The sequence below is a fragment of the Pseudomonas tensinigenes genome (assembly GCF_014268445.2).
Lineage (GTDB): Bacteria > Pseudomonadota > Gammaproteobacteria > Pseudomonadales > Pseudomonadaceae > Aquipseudomonas > Aquipseudomonas tensinigenes.
Genome location: NZ_CP077089.1, coordinates 6,285,832 through 6,298,657 on the forward strand (window position 1 = coordinate 6,285,832; position 12,826 = coordinate 6,298,657).

13 protein-coding genes and 2 pseudogenes are annotated in these 12,826 nt (G+C 58.2%); 7 read left to right on the forward strand and 8 right to left on the reverse strand.

The window, feature by feature from the left end; genetic code table 11:
• The first annotated feature begins 98 nt into the window (after positions 1-98).
• Positions 99-728, forward strand: a complete 630-nt coding sequence (locus HU718_RS27990; protein WP_122604349.1) for a glutathione S-transferase — start codon at positions 99-101, stop codon at positions 726-728.
• Between the two features lie 208 nt (positions 729-936).
• Here the strand turns inward: HU718_RS27990 and creD are convergent, their stop codons facing one another.
• The 4 genes from creD to rloA2 all read right to left on the reverse strand — a co-directional run bounded on the left by creD (position 937) and on the right by rloA2 (position 5,168).
• On the reverse strand, positions 937-2,307 hold the full coding sequence (gene creD / locus HU718_RS27995; protein WP_186616330.1) for a cell envelope integrity protein CreD: 1,371 nt from the start codon (positions 2,305-2,307) through the stop codon (positions 937-939).
• Between the two features lie 185 nt (positions 2,308-2,492).
• A complete protein-coding gene (creC, locus tag HU718_RS28000) occupies positions 2,493-3,911 on the reverse strand; it encodes a two-component system sensor histidine kinase CreC (protein ID WP_186616331.1) in 1,419 nt (472 codons plus the stop codon).
• Entirely contained in the window at positions 3,911-4,591 is a 681-nt protein-coding gene (creB, locus tag HU718_RS28005; RefSeq protein WP_122599253.1) for a two-component system response regulator CreB, read from the reverse strand. Before creB ends, creC begins: the two co-directional genes overlap by 1 nt.
• A 73-nt stretch (positions 4,592-4,664) precedes the next feature.
• The gene (rloA2, locus tag HU718_RS28010) at positions 4,665-5,168 is read right to left on the reverse strand and encodes a retropepsin-like aspartic peptidase RloA2 (RefSeq protein WP_110720758.1); all 504 of its coding nucleotides are present in this window, start codon (positions 5,166-5,168) and stop codon (positions 4,665-4,667) included.
• A gap of 306 nt (positions 5,169-5,474) precedes the next feature.
• Here rloA2 and yihG point away from each other — a divergent pair, with 306 nt between their 5' ends.
• On the forward strand, positions 5,475-6,362 hold the full coding sequence (yihG, locus tag HU718_RS28015) for a 1-acylglycerol-3-phosphate O-acyltransferase, YihG family (protein ID WP_186616332.1): 888 nt from the start codon (positions 5,475-5,477) through the stop codon (positions 6,360-6,362).
• Position 6,363: 1 nt separating this feature from the next.
• On the opposite strand, the gene HU718_RS28020 is transcribed toward yihG, so the two are convergent.
• Positions 6,364-6,921, reverse strand: coding sequence for a DUF2780 domain-containing protein (locus HU718_RS28020; protein WP_095112740.1), 558 nt, complete (start codon positions 6,919-6,921; stop codon positions 6,364-6,366).
• A gap of 150 nt (positions 6,922-7,071) precedes the next feature.
• Here HU718_RS28020 and HU718_RS28025 point away from each other — a divergent pair, with 150 nt between their 5' ends.
• From HU718_RS28025 to HU718_RS28040, 4 genes and pseudogenes are all read left to right on the forward strand, one after another.
• The gene (locus HU718_RS28025) at positions 7,072-7,707 is read left to right on the forward strand and encodes an RNA polymerase sigma factor (RefSeq protein ID WP_110720761.1); all 636 of its coding nucleotides are present in this window, start codon (positions 7,072-7,074) and stop codon (positions 7,705-7,707) included.
• Positions 7,704-8,378, forward strand: coding sequence for an anti-sigma factor (locus HU718_RS28030; protein WP_186616333.1), 675 nt, complete (start codon positions 7,704-7,706; stop codon positions 8,376-8,378). Before HU718_RS28025 ends, HU718_RS28030 begins: the two co-directional genes overlap by 4 nt.
• Before the next feature lie 391 nt (positions 8,379-8,769).
• Complete coding sequence (locus HU718_RS28035; protein WP_150708224.1) at positions 8,770-9,090, forward strand: hypothetical protein; 321 nt, start codon at positions 8,770-8,772, stop codon at positions 9,088-9,090.
• Positions 9,091-9,184: 94 nt separating this feature from the next.
• Positions 9,185-9,400: pseudogene (locus HU718_RS28040) on the forward strand (cold-shock protein).
• 68 nt (positions 9,401-9,468) lie between these two features.
• Here HU718_RS28040 and HU718_RS28045 read toward each other — a convergent pair.
• A pseudogene (locus HU718_RS28045) lies at positions 9,469-9,603 on the reverse strand (DUF2780 domain-containing protein); the annotation flags it as partial.
• A gap of 338 nt (positions 9,604-9,941) precedes the next feature.
• On the opposite strand from HU718_RS28045, the gene HU718_RS28050 reads away from it, so the two are divergent.
• A complete protein-coding gene (locus HU718_RS28050) occupies positions 9,942-10,325 on the forward strand; it encodes a DUF3757 domain-containing protein (protein WP_186616193.1) in 384 nt (127 codons plus the stop codon).
• Positions 10,326-10,416: 91 nt separating this feature from the next.
• On the opposite strand, the gene fdhA is transcribed toward HU718_RS28050, so the two are convergent.
• The gene (fdhA, locus tag HU718_RS28055) at positions 10,417-11,616 is read right to left on the reverse strand and encodes a formaldehyde dehydrogenase, glutathione-independent (RefSeq protein WP_034155015.1); all 1,200 of its coding nucleotides are present in this window, start codon (positions 11,614-11,616) and stop codon (positions 10,417-10,419) included.
• 203 nt (positions 11,617-11,819) lie between these two features.
• The gene (gene purU, locus HU718_RS28060) at positions 11,820-12,677 is read right to left on the reverse strand and encodes a formyltetrahydrofolate deformylase (protein WP_042561445.1); all 858 of its coding nucleotides are present in this window, start codon (positions 12,675-12,677) and stop codon (positions 11,820-11,822) included.
• Positions 12,678-12,826: the final 149 nt, after the last annotated feature.

The window sequence follows — 12,826 nt, forward strand, 5'->3', positions numbered from 1 at the left end:
CGAGCAGGCTCACTCCTACATTTGGATCGGCGCAAGGCTTGAGGGCGTGGCGTTACGCGCTATGCTGCTCCCTCATCGTTCTGATCGAGACCCTGCCAATGTCCGCCCCCAGCATGACCCTGTACCACAACACGCTCTCCCCGTTTGTGCGCAAAGTGATGGTGTTGCTGCACGAAACCGGCCAGCAGGATCGCGTCGCCTTGCAAGACTGCGTGCTCAGCCCGGTCAGCCCGAGTGCCGAACTCAACGCCGATAACCCGCTGGGCAAGATTCCCGCCCTGCGTCTGGCCGATGGCAATGTCATCCATGACAGCCGCGTCATTCTCGAATACCTCGACCAGCAGCACGTCGGCAACCCGCTGATCCCACGCGAAGGCGCGGCTCGCTGGCGGCGTCTGACCCTCGCCTCGATGGCTGACGGGATCATGGATGCCTCGGTGATGGTGCGTTATGAACTGGTTTTGCGCGCGCCGGAAAAGCATTGGGACGAATGGCTCGAAGCACAGCGCGACAAGATCCGTCGCGCTCTCGCGGTGCTGGAAAAGGAGGCGATTGCCGAGCTGACCAGCCATTTCGACGTGGCCGCCATCAGCGTGGCCTGTGCCTTGGGTTATCTCGATCTGCGCTTCCCTGATCTGGGCTGGCGTGATGCCAACCCGCAACTGGCCAACTGGTTTTTTGAAGTGAGTCAGCGACCGTCCATGATCGCGACTATGCCCAAGCCTTAAATCGGCGGAGCCTGTTCCGGCCTCTTCGCGAGCAGGCTCGCTCCCACATTGGTTTTGGGTGTGGCAGAAATCTCTGTTCCAACACCCATCCTGCGGGAGCGAGCCTGCTCGCGAATGCACCACCTCGGTTCCACAGGCAAAAAACCGATAATCCGCGTCACCAACTCATTCTTCCAGCACTGATCCTCACGCAAGCCCAGCGACCGGCTCATTGCATCGCCCCGACATCAAACTCCAACGGCTTCGCCGGTTTCTGCCCGATCCCGTACCAATCCAGTTTGCGCGTCAGCACCATGAACACACCGAGCAGACCGAACAGCAACAACGAGCCCATCAACAACGCGTAATCCTCAGCGCTCAGCAAGCCATAGAGCAGGCCATACAAAGCCGCCAGCCCTGCCGAAAAGCTCAAGCCGTGACGCACGCTGCGCAGCACATGGCAGACATAAAACCCGATCAACAACACACAACCGCTGGCCGACAACAGATATGCCAGGGCGAAGCCGATGTGTTCCGACAGCGACAGCAACAACAGATAAAAGAACGCCAGCGCCACACCGACCAACGCGTATTGCACCGGGTGCACGGCCAGACTTTTCAGCACTTCGAACAGGAAGAAACCGGCGAACGTGAGGACGATGAACAGCAACGCGTATTTGATCGCCCGGTCACTCTTCAGGTACTGATCCACCGGGTCGATGAAACTCACGCCAAAGCTGCGACCGTTGAACGCCTCGCAATCATTGCCGCTGACGCAACGGCTCATGGCGTCTTGCAGGTTGGTGGAGAAGAACGTGGTCTGCCAATCGGCGCTGAAACCCTGATCATTGATCTCACGCTTGGCCGGCAGGAAATTGCCGATGAAACTTGGATGCGGCCAATTCGCAGTGAGGCTGACGCTGCTGCTCTTGCCCACCGGCAGCACCTGCAATGAACCAGTGCCTTGCAGCCGCAGATCGAAACCGAAGCTCAGTTCCGTGGTTTTGCTGGTGTCGAGCAACGGCAGCGACACTCGTACACCCTCGCCGAGCCAGCCGACCTGGGTGCCCGGCACGAAGTCCAGACGCTGACCGTCAAGTTCCAGTTTCAGCGCATTTTCGATACCGCGAATGTCGCTGATACCTACCGCGAGAAACGGCGCATCGAACTGGTAATCGCTGAAGTCTTCCTTGATGCCCAACTGTGCAGGCAATGAGAAATGGCCATTGATGCGGTTGTCGGCGTGGAACAACCGCGCCTCATAAATACCCCGCGCACGCAGCTCGGTTTGCACCTGGCCGTCGAGTTCGAAACGCTCCGGCAGGAAGTACAAACGACCGCGCTCTTCGCTCGGTTCGTCGTAGCGCTGGTTGGTCTTGTCGTTGGTTTTCCAGTTGTGAATCACTTTGCGATACGGCACCACCATCACCGGCCCGCTCAGTTGCTGGCTGTAGCTGGAACTGCGGGCGATGTCTTCGAGCACGCCATCGCGCAACTGTTGGCGGTCGTCGATGACGCCGTCGATCATCAGCAGCGGGATCAGCAACAGCAGGATGAGCACGGCGATGGCGCCGAGCTTGATCGTCAGATTCTTGTTCATGGGACTCTCCCTGTTTGGATGGGCAGAGTCTGGTGATCTGGTGTGGGGGTTTTGTGGGGAGATTGTGGAGATTGTGTGGAGACTTCACCGGCCCCTTCGCGAGCAGGCTCGCTCCCACATTGGATCTGTGTCGTTCACAAATACCCTGTGGGAGCGAGCCTGCTCGCGAAGGACCCACCTCGGTATCAAGGCAAGCGCAATGTCACCTCAACACCACTTTCGACATTACGAATCTGCATCGACCCGCCATGCAACTTGACCACCTCTTCAACGAAGTTAAGCCCCAGCCCCGTGCTTTTGCGCCCACTGTCCGGTCGCGGCAATGAGTAGAAGCGCTCGGTCAAACGCGGCAAGGCGTAATCGGGAATCGGCGCGGTTTCATTGAACAGACGCAGTTCAATCTGCTCACCCCGGCGTTCGGCACTGAAGCGCAGCAGCCCCTCAACCGGGGTGAAATCCAGCGCATTCTCCAGCAGATTACCCAACGCCTGACGCAACAGAAACGGCTCGCCAATCAACAGCAGATCCGCCGCAATCGTCTGTTCGATGCGCAACTGTTTGCCTTCAATCCGCGCTGCCTGTCCCTGCAACAACTGATCAACCAGCGCCGCCAACGGCACGGCGACCCGCTCTTCAAGGCCCTGACGTTGTTCCACCTGTGCCAGATTCAACAACCGTTCGATCAACTGCTGCATCCGCGCACTTTCGCTGTCGATGTTGCCGACAAAGCACAGGCGCTGAACCGGCGGCATGTCGCCTTGCAGCAACTCCGCCGCGCCACGAATCGCCGCCAGCGGACTTTTCAGTTCATGGGTCAGCGTGTGCACATAGCGTTCGACGTAAGCCTTGCCTTCCAGCTGTGTGCGCATCTGCTCGACCGCTGTGGCCAGTTGCTCCAGTTCACCACCACGGTAATGCGGCACTTCCACTCGCCGGCCCTCGCTCACCGCTTGGGCATAACCGGTCAGACGGTGCAGCGCACGGCTCAGCCACCACGACAGCAACGCACCGAACAACAAACCGAGGCCGATCAACCCGGCGCCGTAAAACAGCAAGCGCCGCTCGGTACGATCCACGTAAGGCTGTAAAGAGCTATTGGGTTTGGCCACGGTGACCACGCCGATAATCTTGCCGTTATCGCGAATTGGCGCGCCGACGTGCATCACTGACGAACTCGCGTCATCCGGATCGCTACGGCTCGAACGCGCGCCATATTCACCGCGCAAGGTCAGGTAGACGTCGTTCCAGCGCGAGTAATCCTGACCGACCGCGACACCACTGGAATCGAGCACGACGATGCCTTTGGCGTCGGTGACGTAGATGCGATGGTTGACCTGATTTTTCGGTAAGCCCCAAATGGTTGCTTGCGGCTGGCGCTCGCCATAGGCGCGCAGCAACTCGGGCCAGCGGTTCTCGCTGAGGGTGCCGGCCTTGAAATCGTCCCGCAGGATTTCCGCCATCAGGTTGGCGGTATCGACCAGGGTTTCTTCGGTGGACTGGCGCACGCCGGGGCGGATTTCTTCCATCACCGTGTTGAGCACGAAATAACCGGTCAGCCCGACAAACAGCACATACACCAGAAAGATCCGCAGCCCCAGTGACATCAGCTGTGCCCCGGGCTGTAGCTGTAACCGAGGCCACGATGGGTCTGGATCGGCTCGGCGTCGGCGCGCACCAGACGCAGTTTGGCGCGCACGCTTTTGATGTGGCTGTCGATGCTGCGTTCATAACCGGCGTCGGCCGCTACGCCGAGGGCATCAAGCAATTGCTCACGACTGAACACCCGCTCCGGTTGTTCGAGCAGGCATTGCAGCAGGCGGAATTCGTGGCGGGTCAGGCTTAACGTCTGGCCGCGGTAAATGATTTGAATCCGCTCCGGATCGATTCTAAATAGCGCTGAAGTGGCTTCAATCGCAGGACGCGGCGCCATGCGTTTAAGGATTGCCTTCACTCGCGCCGCGACTTCACGCGGGCTGAACGGCTTGACCACATAATCGTCGGCACCAATTTCCAGACCCACCACACGATCGATCTCGGCATCGCGGGCGCTGAGGAACAGCACCGGCACTTCGCTGAAGCGCCGCAGTTGCTTGCAGGTCTCGAAACCGCTGATGTCCGGCAGGCCAATGTCGAGGATGATCAGATCGGCCGGCGTCTGCCGCTGATGTTCAAGCGCCGCCGCGCCGAGGCTCAGCCACGTGGTGGTGAAGCCCTCGCCCTGCAAGGCAAAAATCAGCGTGTCGGCAATCGCCGCTTCGTCTTCGACAATCAGGATATGAGGCATGGCGTCCGAGCCCGTGGGTTAAGTGCGCGAACGGTGCCCCAAGCCTGACGTTACGTCAATGAAACCACTTGGTTCAGCAGTCCGGTTTGTCGGCGGTGAAGCGCCGCGCCGGGTTCACCGCTGCGCCGAATTCGCGCAAGGCTTTGGCACCGATCAGCAACGGGTAATTGAAGTTGCTGCGGTCGGTCAGGTTGACCTCAACGGTACGCTTGACGTTACCCAGGCACAGCTCCAGATCGACCACCGGGCGTTTGGCGACTTCGGTGCTTTCGCCCTCGTCCTCTTCATCCGAACGGCTCTTGATCTTGCTGATCCGCGCGACCTTGTGTTCGTAGACCTTGTTACTGGCGTCCTTGGTGGCGAGGCGGAAACGCACCCAGTCATCGCCATCACGGGTGAAGGTTTCGATGTCTTTGGCCGACAGCGAGGCGGTCAGTGCGCCGGTGTCCATCTTGGCCTTGAGCACTTCACCGCCGATTTCCGGCAGCGCAATGTATTCATAGCGCCCGTACAGGGTCGGCTCGGCGGCCATGACCGGCAGGGCGACGAGGGCAAACAGTGCAAGGAGGGATTTCACGTAAGGGGCTTCCTTGGAAAATGAGGGCGGCAGACTGGGATTTTAGACACCCATTGAGTCATTCGTTCGCCTTGAAATCGCTTTCGCGAGCAGGCTCGCTCCCACAGGGTTTTGTGTTGAGCACACATTTTCAATACACCTGAATCCAGTGTGGGAGCGAGCCTGCTCGCGAAGAGGCCAGCACATTCAACACAACGCTTGAGCAAAGCATACGCAGCCAAAAGTGAAACATTCGTCACCACCGATTTGGCCTGCCGCGCGAAGCTGCTTATCATGGCGCGCCCATCCGTTTGCAAAGAGTTGCTTATGCGCCGCCTGCTCACCGGCTGTTTCGTCACCCTGCTGCTGTTGCTCAACACCCTGATCCTGATCGGGCCGTTGCTGGTCTTCGCCCTGCTCAAACTGATCGCACCAGGCCGCTGGCGCGATTACGCGTCGGGGGCGGTGATGTGGATCGCCGAGACCTGGGCCGAGATCGACAAGCTGATTTTCCGCCTGTGCATCCCCACCCAATGGGACATTCGCGGTGGCGAAGACTTGCGCGGCGACACCTCGTATCTGGTGGTCAGCAACCACCAGTCGTGGGTCGATATTCCGGCGCTGATTCAGACGCTCAACCGGCGCACGCCGTTCTTCAAATTCTTCCTCAAGAAAGAACTGATCTGGGTACCGTTTCTGGGGCTGGCGTGGTGGGCGCTGGATTACCCGTTCATGAAGCGCTACACCAAGGCCTTTCTGGCCAAGCACCCGGAACTGGCCGGCAAGGATCTGGAAATCACCAAGCAGGCCTGCGAGCTGTTCAAGCGGCAGCCGGTGACCGTGGTGAATTATCTGGAAGGTACCCGCTACACCGCGGCAAAAAGCGCACAGCAGCAATCACCGTTCAAGCACCTGCTCAAGCCAAAGGCTGGCGGCGTGGCGTTTGTATTGGCGGCGCTGGGTGAACAACTGGATGCGATTCTCGATGTGACGGTGGTTTATCCACAGGCACACATCCCCGGGTTCTGGGATTTGATCAGCGGCAACGTGCCGCGCGTGATCATCGACATCAAGACCCGCGAACTCGACCCGGCGCTGTGGCAGGGCGATTACGAGAATGATCCGGCGTTTCGCGAGAAGGTCCAGAGCTGGGTCAACCAGCTCTGGAACGAGAAGGATCAGCGCATCGCCGAACTGCGCGGCGAGCGCGGCTGAATCAGCTACCGGTGCCGGCGCCCCAGATGCTGCCCAGGCTGCTCAGCAGCGAACCGCCGACGCCCTGCTGACCGAGGTATTGCAACAGCACAGGGGCAAACTGGCCGATCATGCCGCTGTCCATGCCCAATGCGCTGAAGGCATTGTTCAGGTCATTGGTGTCCTTGACGTTGCCCAGCGCATTCTCAAGCCCAGCGGACTTGCCGGACGAACCGAGCAAAGCGCCCAACGCCGCCAGATTGCCACTGCCGCCTGACAACTTGTCGATGCCCGGCACTTCCTTGGCCAACTGCGAATAATCGGTACTGCTCAACTGATTCTTGGCCAGCCCGAGCATCGCGCTAGTACCGCCAACGGCTTGCTCCGGCGTGACATCCAGCGCACTGAGGGCACTGAGCAAACCGGCGGTTTCCGAGGTCGGCGCCGCAGCAGCCGCCTTGTCACCGCCCTGCATCCCCGAAACCGCACCAGCGACGTCGTTCAGACTGAAACCGGCAAACACCGGACCGGCCGCCAGGGTCAGGAGCGATGCCAAGGCAAAACCGCGTGAAATCTTCATTCAGACATCCTCTTGCGCTGTGAAAACCACCCGCTGAACGGGCAGTGAAACTGCCGGTTTGACCGGGTATCCGCCGGCATGTTCCGGCGCGGCGCATCCATTTTCATCCGGCCTGCGTATATAAAACGTGAAATCCCGGACACCCTCGCGATGAATGGCACAACCGCTGTCGCTGAACTAGCCTGTGAACAGTCCGAGTCACGCCCTCGCGCGCTCACGCTTGCCTGGAGAGTTGTCATTTCCATCGCCGACGCCGATCAGCTGCGACAGTTGTTGGCCCAGTGTTCACTGGGTGATCGTCGCGCCTTCGAAACGCTCTATCGCAGCGTCGGCCCGCGTCTGCATGGCGTCGCCCTGCGCTTCATGGGCCGTGCCGATCTGGCCGAAGAAGTGCTGCAGGAAGCCTTCGTGCGCATCTGGAACAACGCCTCACGCTACGAAGCGCACCTGTCGGCACCGCTGACGTGGATGATCAACATCACCCGCAATCAAGCCATCGACCAGTTGCGCAAACACCGCGACCGACCGCTAACAGACCTCGAACAAGATGCGCTGCCGGACGAAGGACCTTCGGCTCATGATCAGTTGAACAGCGCCCGCGAAGCTCATGCGCTGAACCGCTGCCTTGAAACCCTCGACGGCATGCAGCGCCAGTCGATTACGGTGGCCTACTTTCAGGGATTGTCGTGCACGGAACTCGCCGAACACCTGGCCACGCCACTGGGAACGGTGAAATCGTGGATCCGCCGTGGCATGGAGCGTCTGCGTCGGTGCCTTGAATCATGAACTACCAGACCCCTGCCCTTCGTCGCGCCCTCGCCGCCGATTACGCCATCGGGCTGATGTCTGCGGCGGCACGGCGGCGCTTTGAACAGTTGCTGCTGGATGACGCGGCATTAAGGGCTGAACTGGCGCAATGGCAGGAAAGCCTCGCCTCTCTCACCGAAACGCAGCCAGAACATCCCGTGCCCGACCGAGTGTGGCAAGGCATTACCGCGCGGATCGAACCGCAAGTGCTGCATGTGCCCGAGAAGCGGTCGTTCTGGAACTGGCTAAGGGTTACCGCTGCGCTGTGTTCGATCGTGGCGCTGGTGTTCCTCGGCTCGCTGTACAACCGTGACGACGCCCGCTACCGCGCCACCCTGTTGACCGCCGATGCGCAACCGGCGCTGAAGGTCGAGGCGCATGCGGATTATCTGCAGGTCGAGCCGTTGACACTGGCGGCGGTTGATGCGGATCGTAGCCTGGAACTGTGGGCGATTCCGGCTGACGGAAAACCGATTTCCCTCGGCGTTATTCCGGCGGGCGGCAAAGGCAAGGTTGAGTTGAACGAGGCGCAGAAAGCCTTGATCGGTAAGCCGATTGCGCTGGCGGTAAGTCTTGAGCCTAAAGGTGGTTCGCCGACCGGGCAGCCGACTGGGCCGGTGCTGTATCAAGGGACGTTGGCGGCCTTGTAAAGCCCCTCACTAGCCCTCTCCCAGAGGGAGAGGGGACTGACCGTGGTGTTCTCTCGAGTTTTATCGACCTGAAATACCGAGCCGAACTCGGACCCGAAAACTACGAAATCTGCTCCCTTTCCCCCTCTCCCTTAGGGAGAGGGCTGGGGTGAGGGTAGCTTATGACCTTGCCTTACAACGGCGACCCTGAGGTCACCCTGATCGAGGCTGACTCCCCGCAAGACCTCAACGCCCGAAACAACTGAACGTTGCGGTCTTTTAGACTCTTTAGTTGCGAACCGTTCGAATAGATATTTCAAAATGAACTATAAACCTGTCAGACCTGACAGTAGGCGCTATTCATCATCCGCGCGAAAATTGCGGCTCCCATTTAAGTCACGGAGCACAAGTAATGAAGCTTAAAGTTGTCACCGGCTTGGTGATCAGTTTGAACATGATGAGTGCCACCTACGCAGCGACCTGCCCAACAATTTCGGTGTCCCGATCACAAGACGCTGAAGATCTCAGCTTCACCTCTGCACTCGTCAAGGATAAAAACACTTCCAAATCGGTTGTCATCTGCAGATATGAAGGCAAGAACGACCTAGGTGTATCGGCCGGATACCGAAACGGTACTCCGATTAGCACCACTGGAACCGGTTGGACGGGTAATGAATGCACAGCGGCTGACGGTGACGTCAATAAATGCGCATTCCAGGGCAAGAAAAAGTAGCAATACAAAGACAACCGTACGGGTTGTCTTTTCATTAGCGTACGTCTTGGGTCGCACCGTGTGATGCCAACCTTACAATGCAGGAAGCACAGACATGTCAAACAGGCAAACCGGTACAGTTAAGTGATTTAACGACGAAAAAGTCTTCGGCTTTATTACCCCTCAGGGCGGCGATGATCTTTTCGTTCATTTCAAGGCTATTGAAACCGTTGGGCGCAAAAGCCTTAAAGAAGGACAAACAGTTTCATTTGTGGCCGAAAAAGGGCGCAAGGAATGCTGGCGGCTCAAGTCTGTCCTGAATGAACCATAACCCATCAGAACGGCGACCCAGAGGTCGCCGTTCTGCGTTGCGGCAAAACCTTACACCGCCAGATTGCCGCTGCCTCCGGACAACTTGTCGATCATTGGCAATTCCTTGGCCAATTGCGAATAGTCGGTGCTGATCAATGGGTTCATCGCCAGGCCCAGCATCGCACTAGTGCCGCCCACCGCTTGCTCCGGCGTCACGTCCAGCAGTACATATTCATTGCCTGCGCTTACTTCATCATAATTACGCGCATGGAACATGAAAGCATGAAAAGCCCACTATGGAATGAAGGATGTAACCGCTTGTTTGAACCCTACGTGTCAGAAGTTCCAGTCTGGGTAAGGGTTATGGCATAGTTTCATGTCGAGTCGAGCTTCGCCTCGCATTGGCGCGGAACCAATGCTGGAAATTGTTATTGTCGTTCGCGATTAAGAAAAAAATATCAGTAGCTAAGAATTCTAAAAAACTGTCATAAGTATCAGTATTCATCGTCTAAAAACTGGAAGACTATAAGCACCCAACGTAAATAAATGAGTACAACACCATGCTTAAGAAATTAACTCCCTGCTTGTTGATATCAGCATTCCTTGCAAGTACGGCCCATGCGGAATCCTGCCCTCCAGGATCCTCTTTTCACAAACTTGAAGAAGGAATATATACAGTCACGGGACTTGATGGAAATCCAGTAAAAGTCAATGTCATGCCAGACGTAGACCAGCCCACATTGAAAAGTCTAAAGTTCACTTCCGCTCGCTTACTGAATAAAGAAAACAGTTCCGCCAAGGTTATTTGTAGATACGAAAATTCTACGGCAGGCGGATCGTTAGGCGTGGAGTTGCCCACAGGAAAACCGGTTACAGGTGCTGGGGCCAACTGGAGCGGCAACGATTGCGTAGCTGACGACGAACTAAGATGTGCGTTTAATTAATCTCGCCCACTGTTCAGAAAAAACTGTTATTTATCCCACCAACAAAAACGGCACTTTTCAGAAGTGCCGTTTCTTTCATTCATTTTAAACCCTACGCCGCACTAAACAACTTATGCGGATCAATCACAAACTTCTTCGGCACGCCCGCATCGAACTCGCCGTAACCTTCCGGCGCCTGATCGAGACTGATCACCTGCACGCCCACCACTTCGGCGATGTTGATGCGATCCCACATGATCGCCTGCATCAGCTGGCGGTTGTACTTCATCACTGGCGTCTGGCCGGTGTGGAAGCTGTGGGACTTGGCCCAGCCCAGACCGAAGCGAATGCTCAGGCTGCCCATTTTCGCGGCGGCATCCACGGCGCCCGGATCTTCAGTGACGTACAGGCCCGGAATACCGATCTTGCCGGCGACACGCACCACGCCCATCAGTGAGTTGAGCACGGTGGCGGGAGCCTCGGCTTTCACGCCGTCGTGGCCGTGGCCGCGTGCTTCGAAGCCGACGCAGTCCACCGCGCAATCCACTTCCGGCTCGCCGAGCAGTGCGGCGATCTGTTCGTGCAGCGGCGTGTCCTTGGAGAGGTCGACGATTTCAAAACCCTGGGATTTGGCGTGAGCCAAGCGGATGGTGTTGACGTCGCCGACGATCACCACCGCAGCACCGAGCAAACGTGCGGAAGCGGCAGCGGCCAGACCGACCGGGCCGGCGCCCGCGATGTAAACGGTGCTGCCCGGGCCAACGCCCGCCGTGACCGCACCGTGGTAACCGGTCGGGAGGATGTCGGAGAGGCAGGTCAGGTCGCGGATTTTCTCCATGGCCTTGTCGCGATCCGGCAGTTTCAGCAGGTTGAAGTCGGCGTACGGCACCAGCACGTATTCGGCTTGGCCACCGGTCCAGTCGCCCATGTCGACATAACCGTAAGCGCCACCGGCACGGGCCGGGTTGACGGTCAGGCAGACGCCGGTGTGTTGCTCTTTGCAGGAACGGCAGCGCCCGCAAGCCACGTTGAACGGTACGGAAACCAGATCACCGATTTTCAGGTTTTCGACGTCGGAGCCTTTTTCGATCACCTCGCCAGTGATCTCGTGACCCAGCACCAGACCGGTCTGCGCCGTGGTACGGCCGCGCACCATGTGTTGGTCGGAGCCGCAGATGTTGGTGGACACCACTTTGAGAATGACCCCGTGCTCGATCTTGCGACCGCGCGGGTCCTGCATTTTCGGATAGTCGATTTTCTGTACTTCGACCTTGCCAGCGCCGAGATACACCACACCACGATTGCCAGACATGCTTTCACCTCGCTGTTGTTTTTATGGAACCGCGTTGCCCAGGCAGGCAGCGCGTTAAGTGCTCGGGTACTGCTTGTTGGTTTTGCGTTGTCAGTTATGGCCCCTTCGCGAGCAGGCTCGCTCCCACAGTTGATCTTTGGTGTGACAGAGACCTGTGTTTCAACACAAATCCCTGTGGGAGCGAGCCTGCTCGCGAAAGCGATCTAAAGAACGACGGTTCTATTGGCGTTGAGAAACACCCTCCGCTCAATGTGATACCCAACCGCTCGCGCCAACGTCAGGCCTTCAATATCGCGCCCCTTGGCAATCAGATCCTCGGGGTAATGACTGTGATCCACCGCCTCGACGCCTTGAGCAATGATCGGCCCTTCATCGAGGTCGTTATTGATGTAATGCGCCGTCGCGCCAACCAGTTTCACGCCCTTGTTGTACGCCTGGTGATACGGCTTGGCGCCCTTGAAGCCCGGCAGCAGCGAGTGATGAATGTTGATCGCCTTGCCATCGAGCTTGCGGCACAGCTCCGGTGACAGTACCTGCATGTAGCGGGCGAGAATCACCAGTTCGGCGCCGGACTCTTCGATCACCTGCCACACCTGACGCTCCTGCGACGGCTTGTCGTTGGGGTCGAGGGGGAAATGGTAGTAGGGAATCTGATGCCAGTCGGCCAGCGGCTTGAGGTCCGGGTGGTTGGAGACCACCGCCGCCACGTCCATCGACAACTGGCCGATGCGCTGGCGGTAGAGCAAATCGTTGAGGCAGTGATCGGCCTTGGAGACCATGATCACCACTTTTGGCCGGTAGTTCGGCGCAGTCAGCTCGAAGATCATGCCGAAGGCCTGGCCGCGCTCGGCGAGGCCTGCGCGGAAGGCTTGTTCGTCGAAACCGTCGGGCTGGCGGAATTCCACGCGAATGAAAAAACGCCCGGAGAGGCGGTCATCGAACGAGTGGTGCTCGGTGACGTAGCAACCCTGCTCGAACAGAAAACGCGTCACCGCGTCCACCGTGCCGAGGACGCTGGGGCAGTCGGCGGTCAGAATCCATGTGTCTGGGGCGCGGCTCATGGTGCGGTGACTCCTGTTCTTGTGCGGGGTGTCAGGGGGATTTTTTCCCCTCACCCTAGCCCTCTCCCGGAGGTAGAGGGGACTGACCGAGGTGTTGTTTCGAGCTACGCCGACCTGAAATATCGCGGGTGAATATAGATCACAAAAAC

Excerpts from the sequence above, each read along its gene's own strand:
- HU718_RS27990 (WP_122604349.1), top strand. The coding sequence starts at position 99 with ATGTCCGCCCCCAGCATGACCCTGTACCACAACACGCTCTCCCCGTTT.
- creD (WP_186616330.1), bottom strand. The coding sequence starts at position 2,307 with ATGAACAAGAATCTGACGATCAAGCTCGGCGCCATCGCCGTGCTCATC.
- creC (WP_186616331.1), bottom strand. The coding sequence starts at position 3,911 with ATGTCACTGGGGCTGCGGATCTTTCTGGTGTATGTGCTGTTTGTCGGG.
- creB (WP_122599253.1), bottom strand. The coding sequence starts at position 4,591 with ATGCCTCATATCCTGATTGTCGAAGACGAAGCGGCGATTGCCGACACG.
- yihG (WP_186616332.1), top strand. The coding sequence starts at position 5,475 with ATGCGCCGCCTGCTCACCGGCTGTTTCGTCACCCTGCTGCTGTTGCTC.
- HU718_RS28020 (WP_095112740.1), bottom strand. The coding sequence starts at position 6,921 with ATGAAGATTTCACGCGGTTTTGCCTTGGCATCGCTCCTGACCCTGGCG.
- HU718_RS28025 (WP_110720761.1), top strand. The coding sequence starts at position 7,072 with ATGAATGGCACAACCGCTGTCGCTGAACTAGCCTGTGAACAGTCCGAG.
- HU718_RS28030 (WP_186616333.1), top strand. The coding sequence starts at position 7,704 with ATGAACTACCAGACCCCTGCCCTTCGTCGCGCCCTCGCCGCCGATTAC.
- HU718_RS28035 (WP_150708224.1), top strand. The coding sequence starts at position 8,770 with ATGAAGCTTAAAGTTGTCACCGGCTTGGTGATCAGTTTGAACATGATG.
- HU718_RS28050 (WP_186616193.1), top strand. The coding sequence starts at position 9,942 with ATGCTTAAGAAATTAACTCCCTGCTTGTTGATATCAGCATTCCTTGCA.
- fdhA (WP_034155015.1), bottom strand. The coding sequence starts at position 11,616 with ATGTCTGGCAATCGTGGTGTGGTGTATCTCGGCGCTGGCAAGGTCGAA.
- purU (WP_042561445.1), bottom strand. The coding sequence starts at position 12,677 with ATGAGCCGCGCCCCAGACACATGGATTCTGACCGCCGACTGCCCCAGC.